This window comes from Acidimangrovimonas pyrenivorans, from assembly GCF_042643245.1.
Taxonomy (GTDB): Bacteria; Pseudomonadota; Alphaproteobacteria; order Rhodobacterales; family Rhodobacteraceae; genus Acidimangrovimonas; species Acidimangrovimonas pyrenivorans.
In genome coordinates this window covers 1-6,768 of the sequence record NZ_JBHRSK010000024.1, presented here as the reverse complement: position 1 = coordinate 6,768, position 6,768 = coordinate 1, and the positions used below count along the sequence as shown (strand labels likewise).

The 6,768-nt window shown below is 55.6% G+C and carries 5 protein-coding genes and 1 pseudogene; 4 read left to right on the top strand and 2 right to left on the bottom strand.

Annotated features, from left to right (window positions below; genetic code table 11):
- A partial coding sequence (locus ACFOES_RS20535; RefSeq protein WP_377835508.1) for a hypothetical protein occupies positions 1-519 on the bottom strand: 519 nt, incomplete at its 3' end.
- A 128-nt stretch (positions 520-647) separates the two neighbouring features.
- On the opposite strand from ACFOES_RS20535, the gene ACFOES_RS20530 reads away from it, so the two are divergent.
- Entirely contained in the window at positions 648-1,406 is a 759-nt protein-coding gene (locus ACFOES_RS20530) for an IS5 family transposase (RefSeq protein WP_377835506.1), read from the top strand.
- Between the two features lie 35 nt (positions 1,407-1,441).
- Here ACFOES_RS20530 and ACFOES_RS20525 read toward each other — a convergent pair whose 3' ends face one another.
- Entirely contained in the window at positions 1,442-5,188 is a 3,747-nt protein-coding gene (locus tag ACFOES_RS20525) for a calcium-binding protein (RefSeq protein WP_377835504.1), read from the bottom strand.
- 391 nt (positions 5,189-5,579) lie between these two features.
- On the opposite strand from ACFOES_RS20525, the gene ACFOES_RS20520 reads away from it, so the two are divergent.
- The 3 genes and pseudogenes from ACFOES_RS20520 to ACFOES_RS20510 all read left to right on the top strand — a co-directional run.
- Positions 5,580-6,311, top strand: a complete 732-nt coding sequence (locus ACFOES_RS20520; protein WP_377835502.1) for a hypothetical protein — start codon at positions 5,580-5,582, stop codon at positions 6,309-6,311.
- Positions 6,312-6,437, top strand: a complete 126-nt coding sequence (locus tag ACFOES_RS20515) for a hypothetical protein (RefSeq protein WP_377835510.1) — start codon at positions 6,312-6,314, stop codon at positions 6,435-6,437.
- An 80-nt stretch (positions 6,438-6,517) separates the two neighbouring features.
- Positions 6,518-6,736, top strand: a pseudogene (locus ACFOES_RS20510) (IS6 family transposase); the annotation flags it as partial.
- Positions 6,737-6,768: the final 32 nt, after the last annotated feature.

Here is a 6,768-nt window from a genome sequence, read left to right as displayed (position 1 = left end):
CTCGCCCTCGTCAAACTCGCCGCCACACGCATCTGGTTGTGCGCTTATGAGTCGGTGACCTAGTTCATCAAAGGTCTGCCAGTGCATCCCCTTGGGCTTCGGGCCGTGCCCGTTCAGCGCTCCCGGCGGCCATCCCAGCCGTGTCCGAATCCTTTCCGCCCGCCTCGCAGCCCTGTCCGATGCGTCTTCCCTTTGGCTGGGATCGGTGAGGTCGTGGCAATGTCGACAGGCGAAGATGCGCCCGCCGTAGAGCAGCGCCACCCGCCGTCCGCACCTAAGCGCCGGACAGATGAACCATTTCCGCTCCCCGCCCAGGTTGCAGGTCGTGGTGGCGAGGCTGACGGCATAACGCATCGGTTCCCATTCGTTGTCCTCACGCACGCGATAGTCGAGGATGACGCGGCCTTCCTCCGCTTCCGCACAGATTGAGCCTGTCACTTCGCCATTGCAGGACCATTGCCAGCCGAAGCGGAAGCCGGGGCGAAGGAAGCCTTCGCGGTCCCAGCGCCGCACGTCCAAGCGGCGCAAATCGTTGACGGTCAGATGTGCCGCGCATTGCAGCCGATTACCGCTAGGGTCAGGACCCATTAGTCGGCTTGTAGTGCCCCTGCCGTCGTGCTTCACGCTCCCGAACCTATGGGGGTATGATGAGCAATCTCTTCTGGCTGACCGACGAGCAGATGGCGCGGCTGCAACTTTTCTTTCCGAAGAGCCATGGCAAGCCGAGAGCCGATGATCGGCGCGTTCTGAGCGGGATAATCTTCATCAATCGCAATGGTTTGCGTTGGTGCGATGCGCCTGCGGAATATGGCCCGCCGAAGACGCTCTACAACCTCTGGAAGCGGTGGAGCGACATGGGGGTCTTCGCCCGGAGCTTCGAGGGGCTGGCTGCTGAAGCGGCGGATCGGAAGACGGTCATGATCGACGCGACCTATCTGAAAGCCCATCGCACGGCATTGAGCCTGCGGTCGAAAAAGGGGGGGCGTGGCAGGCTGATCGGGCGAACGAAGGGTGGCATGAACACCAAGTTGCATGCCGTCACGGACGCGAACGGCCGCCCGATCAAGTTCTTCATGACCGCCGGCCAGGTCAGCGACTACACCGGGGCAGCCGCCTTGCTGACCTGCCTGCCCGAGGCCGATTGGCTGTTGGCCGATCGTGGCTACGATGCCGACTGGTATCGTGAAGCCTTGCAGGACAAGGGCATCAAGCCCTGCATCCCGGGCCGAAAGTCCCGAGGCAAGCCCGTCAAATACGACAAACGTCGCTACCAGCGGCGCAACCGTATCGAGATTATGTTCGGAAAGCTCAAGGACTGGCGTCGCGTTGTGACCCGTTACGACAGATGCCCGAAGGTCTTCCTGTCCGCCGTAGCCCTCGCCGCGACTGTCATCTTCTGGCTGTGAAAATTAACGAGTCTGGAGCCTAATGGGGGCTGAGCCTAGATAAATATGAAATCATCATGGGTAATTTCACCATCATACGTGCCATAAAAGGCTATGATGCCACCGCCGTGAAAGTCTCCAGTGGCATCAGTGTAATGCACGATGACACGATCTTGAGTCTTCAGGTAGTCGATTTCCAGGTTTTCATGCCCTTCCAGGTTGCTCAGGACGATTTTGTCGATACCCGGTTCAAAATCGGAGATGCCGTTCCAGCCATCGCCAGCGAAGAAGAAAAACTCATCTGCTCCAGCACCGCCGGTGAGTTGATCAACATTGTGCCCCGCATAGAGCTGGTCATCGCCAGGGCCACCGACAATGGTGTCGTTGCCTGATCCACCGAAAAACACGTCGTTTCCGCCGCCACCGTTGATGAAATCGTTGCCCTCGCCCGCCCAGACTGTATCCGCGCCCAATAGATCAGGCTGCGCATTGTCGTGAAAAACGTCATCGCCGGCGCCGAGAAGGACATGATCACGACCATTGTCGCCCCACACCGTATCATTGCCCGCTCCACCCTCGATCGTGTCGAACTGATTGCCTCCGTGGATTCGATCATTACCGGCGCCGCCGGCAATGCAGTCTTTTCCATTTTGACCGAAAAACGTGTCGTCTCCGCCGCCGCCATTGATCAGGTCGTTGCCAGCGCCCGCCAGAACGGTGTCCGCGCCCTTGGCGCCGGGCTGCGCGTTGTCAATGAAGACGTCGTCACCGGCGCCGAGAAAGGTATGATCACGGCCATTGTCCCCCCAGACGGTGTCATTGCCGGCGCCGGCCTTAATCGTATCCATCTGGTTGCCGCCGTGAATTTGGTCGTTGCCGGCCCCGCCAGCAATGTAGTCAGATCCGTTCTGGCCGTAGAACAGATCGTCTCCTCCGCCGCCGTTGATGGTGTCACTACCATCCCCCCCCCAAACCGAATCCGCGCCGAGCGGTCCCGGCTGCGGATTGTCGTAAGAGACATCGTTGCCAGCGCCAAGACGAACATGATCACGGCCATCATCCCCCCAGACGGTATCATTGCCGGCCCCGGCATCGATCGCATCGAACTGACTGCCTCCGTGGATTTGGTCATTGCCGGCGCCGCCGCTGATACTGTCATTGCCCGCCAGGCCGCAGAGTGTGTCATCGCCGGCTCCCCCGGCGATCAGGTTGGCCACGTGGTTTCCGGTGCCATGGAAAGATGAGAAGCCGTCGTAGGCAAGGTTCTCGAAATTGCTTTGTAGGTGGTAGTTGGTCAGCAATGTCTGAACTGAATCCGTTCCTTCTCCGGTAGCTTCCGATACGATATCGCCCGGACCGACAACGTAGGTGTCGTCTCCGGCGCCCCCGACCAATGCGTCAGCCCCTCCCAGTCCTCGAAGTGTGTCATTGCCGGAACCGCCTAAGAGCGTGTCGTTGTCATTTCCGCCAATGATCAGATTGTCCAACACGTTTCCCACGCCGGTGAACGGCCCTGAACCGAGAAATGTCAGGTTCTCGAAATTCTCAGCCACTGTATAGCTATTGCCATAGTAGACTTCGACGCAATCGCTGCCACCATTCGCAGCCTCCACTAAGTGTACATGACTGTGTCGCAGGACATAGGTGTCGTCGCCGTCGCCGCCCCTAAGCGTGTCCGCAGTCGAAGCTCCATCTCCGGGATCGAGCGTGTCTTTGCCACTGCCGCCTACCAGGCTGTCGTCCCCGCTGCCCCCGACGATCAGGTTGTCCGACGCATTGCCAATGCCTATGGAGTTGCCCGTTCGCGGAGATTTCCGACCGAAAGCATCTACGCCGTCGACAAACAGGATGTTCTCGATATTTTCACCCAGCGTGTAGGACGGCAGCGAGGTGACAACCGTATCGTTGCCACCGTTTCCTTTCTCGCTCACGACGTCACCTAGGGAATTCACGACGAAAGTATCATCGCCGGTGCCGCCGACTAGAGTGTCGCTTCCGGCTCCGCCATCGAGAACGTCGTTGCCACCGTTCCCTCTCAGATGATCATTTCCTCCCTGGCCTCGCAGCGTATCGGCGCCATTTGTTCCGATCCAGCTGTCTGCCCCCAGCGTTCCAGAAATGAACATTGGCGAGGAACCAGTATTGGTCTTGGAAAGAATGAGTCGGATCACCTCAAAATCGTGCTGGAAAGTGACAGTCGTCGAGGCGCCTCCCGCTATCTGCGTGAGCGACATCCCGCCGCTGTATAGCTCTGGCATTGCGAGATCGCCGACGTGTCCGGGCGAATTCGCATTGATTCCCGAATGGCCTGTCGCCGTGTCGAATTCGGGGTCATACAAATGCATCGCCCAACCGTAGCTATAGTTGCCCTTCACCTTGACCGTGTAGCTCAGCGAAGTGCCCGAGAAGTCCTTTGCTGCCAAAAAAACTACCACTTTGGAATCATCTTCGAACGCGTAGGTGTTTACGCTCTGATCATGGACGACCTCCCATACGCTGTTATCTGTATGCGGGTCATTATCGGGATCTACAAGCACTGTAGGGGCGGTATTCCCATAGATGCCCCCAGTGCCAGGGGAAGCACCCGGCGTCGTCAAAAGATGCATGCCAGGCAACGCCTCGGACATCAAGCCGTAGAGCTGTCCACCAATGTACGTCGTTTTTTGCGACCCCAAAGATCCGACCTTGCTCGACGTGGTATCGGTGCCGTATATGGTGCCAATGTCCATTCCAGCATTAACGAGTACAGAATATTCCTGTAGAATGTTTGTCAGACTGGGCCCGCCAAAGTTGTTCAGGTTTGCGTCGTCACTGGATGAGTTGACTGCGGGGCCAGTCCAGCCGCAGACGAGCCGCAAGTCTTCGCTGTGCAGCTCATCAGGGATCTCTTGGATCCAGCGTCCCATATTGTACTCCAAAGTTGTATTATCCGTAGGCCCAAAAATGTGGCTGTCTATGCTATCGAAAGTGGGGCGATAATTGTGCCATATTAACGCATCAACGGATTTTAGCGCCTTCATGTCTTTGAAGGCGGAGATAAAATCTTCATTGTCCTGCGGGGAGCCATAGTCGCCGCTGACCTGGAATCGTCCCATCTGGACAGCGACGGAGATATTGACATTATCATGATTCAGACCTGAAGCATTCGCCTCGGCCAGGGCGCATTTTATTTCATCAGACATTGCCGCGAATACGTATCCGAACAGCTTTGCCGTATATTGGTATCCCTGGCTTGCGAGATTCTTCCAAACATTCGTTTCATAGTACTCCGACCCCACTTCAATCATGAAATCATTCGGCACCGCTCCAAAATCCCCTACCACCAGATGATTCACGAACGCGCGGACATTACTTCTCAGTTCCTCAATCGTGTGGCTGCTTTCGACGGTTTGTGCGTCAATGGGGGCAGATCCCAACTCTTCGTGTAGCTCGTCGGCATAGGTTGCGGTATTCGTGACCATTGAAAACGAATTACCGTGGGCGACGGCAGCCGCCATTACCTCACGCAGATCTTCACGCTGATTTCCGTTATTTTCGCCCCCTCTGCGCCAGTCAAAAATATTATCGGAGCCGAGATCGAAATTGGCTCCGGCCGCATCCCCCTCAACATACTTGCCACCTGCCCAGCGAGTGTGGTGGGAGTTTATCTGATCTTGCCTGATCTCGTAGTTTTTCAGAAATCCCATTTCCAGATATTCGTCGCCAAGAGAGGAGGCGGGGATGGAATTTCCTATCCTGTAGTGAACTCCAGTGGAAATTGTAATAGTTGAATTGGACGTATCGATATAGGATGAAGTAGGCATCTCGTTCCCTCGTCGAAAGCTTTTGAGGGATGATTGGCTTTCTTCTGGGTTGAATTGTGCCTTTGTTTTGGAAGAATATCTGCAAATCTGATTGCTTATCGATTTATTTGAATAGAATTTTTTGAAAATTATGTTATTGATCTCAACTATTCGGCGGCTTCTTTCGTCGGAAGTTGAGCGGAATTGCACTGGGGCGATACAGCAGGCTTTTTTGATAGCGTGGATGCTCTCGCCTTCCGTGATGGCTTAACACCCATCGCATTGGCACATTGCGATGCCGTCAGGAGGCGGCATATACGCTATCAACAGAGCCGGTTCGGCTGGCCTTGGCCACCGTCGTCTTACCCTAGATGATTTCGGTCACAAGCGCCGGTTTGCGCTTCGCTGTCCAGTGCTTGATGCTGTCTTCCAATGGCCCACTCATGGCTGCGCTTCTCTTCTTGTAGCAAGGGCAGAATTTCACTGGGGCGATACACGATCCGTTAACCACAATCGTGACATGCTCTATCGCTCAGATCGTGCCTACCTAGCTGAGTTTGCGAGAGAATGCAGTGTTGATAATGGCGGTATTGCGATGAATATTCAGAATTTTAGTAGGTCAAATGACAATGTCGATGATGCTTCCGCAGTTGATTATTGCACAACCACAACCCCCTTCACCCCTGAGGAAGCGCGCATGGTCCTTAATATCTCGAAGGATACTTATCAGATTTTTGTCGACACCGGAATGCTGGAGAGATCTGTTTTGGTTTCGGATCGCGATGTGGCGCAGTTTCGATTTCACTCTGTTTTCGACTTGATTAGGTGCAGCCTAGTGATCGAGTTGGACAACCTGTTGCTTGCAACATGCAGTGGCAGGTCATGGGCGGACTTCATAGCCGATGAATTGTTTCTAGCTTCGGACGGAAATCCGAATTGGTTATTGCTTCACGTTGGCGAGTTAGCAAATACTCTGGCGATTGATGTATTGATAACTTCGGCAGCAAATGATGTGGAAATCTGTGGGGCTTCAAACATTGATTCCCGCGGGTTGTCACGTTGCCCGGCGTTGCCTCAGCATATTTGTAGAGCAGTCGTCATAGTGCTGATCAAGGTACGTCAGATCCTGGCAAGAGATGGTTGAGTGACCATCAACGGCCTATTCCAGGCAGAGATCATCCACCGTCGCGGGCCATGGCGCAATTTCGAGACCGTCGAATACGCCACCCTCGAATGGGTCGATTGGCAGTGTCAGAAGAACTTCGCTTGAGGTGGGGCAGGGGGCCAAGTTTGCCTCCGGCCATGACCCAGCGCTCCCCTTTCCGCTAATTCAAGACGAGCCCCGAGACCATCCGCCTGGCGGTGATGATGTATGTTCGGTTCCCTCTGTCGCTCCGCAATGCCGAGGATCTGCTGCATGAGCGGGGCATCGAGATTAGCCACGAGACGGTGCGGTTCTGGTGGAACCGTTTCGGCCCGATGTTCGTCGCGGAAATCCGAAAGCGTCGGATCGCGGGGATGCGGTCCAGCCGCTGGCGCTGGCACTTGGACGAGGTGTTCGTTGACCTGCTCCCCTGAAATGTCCTCGTTTTGAGGTTAGC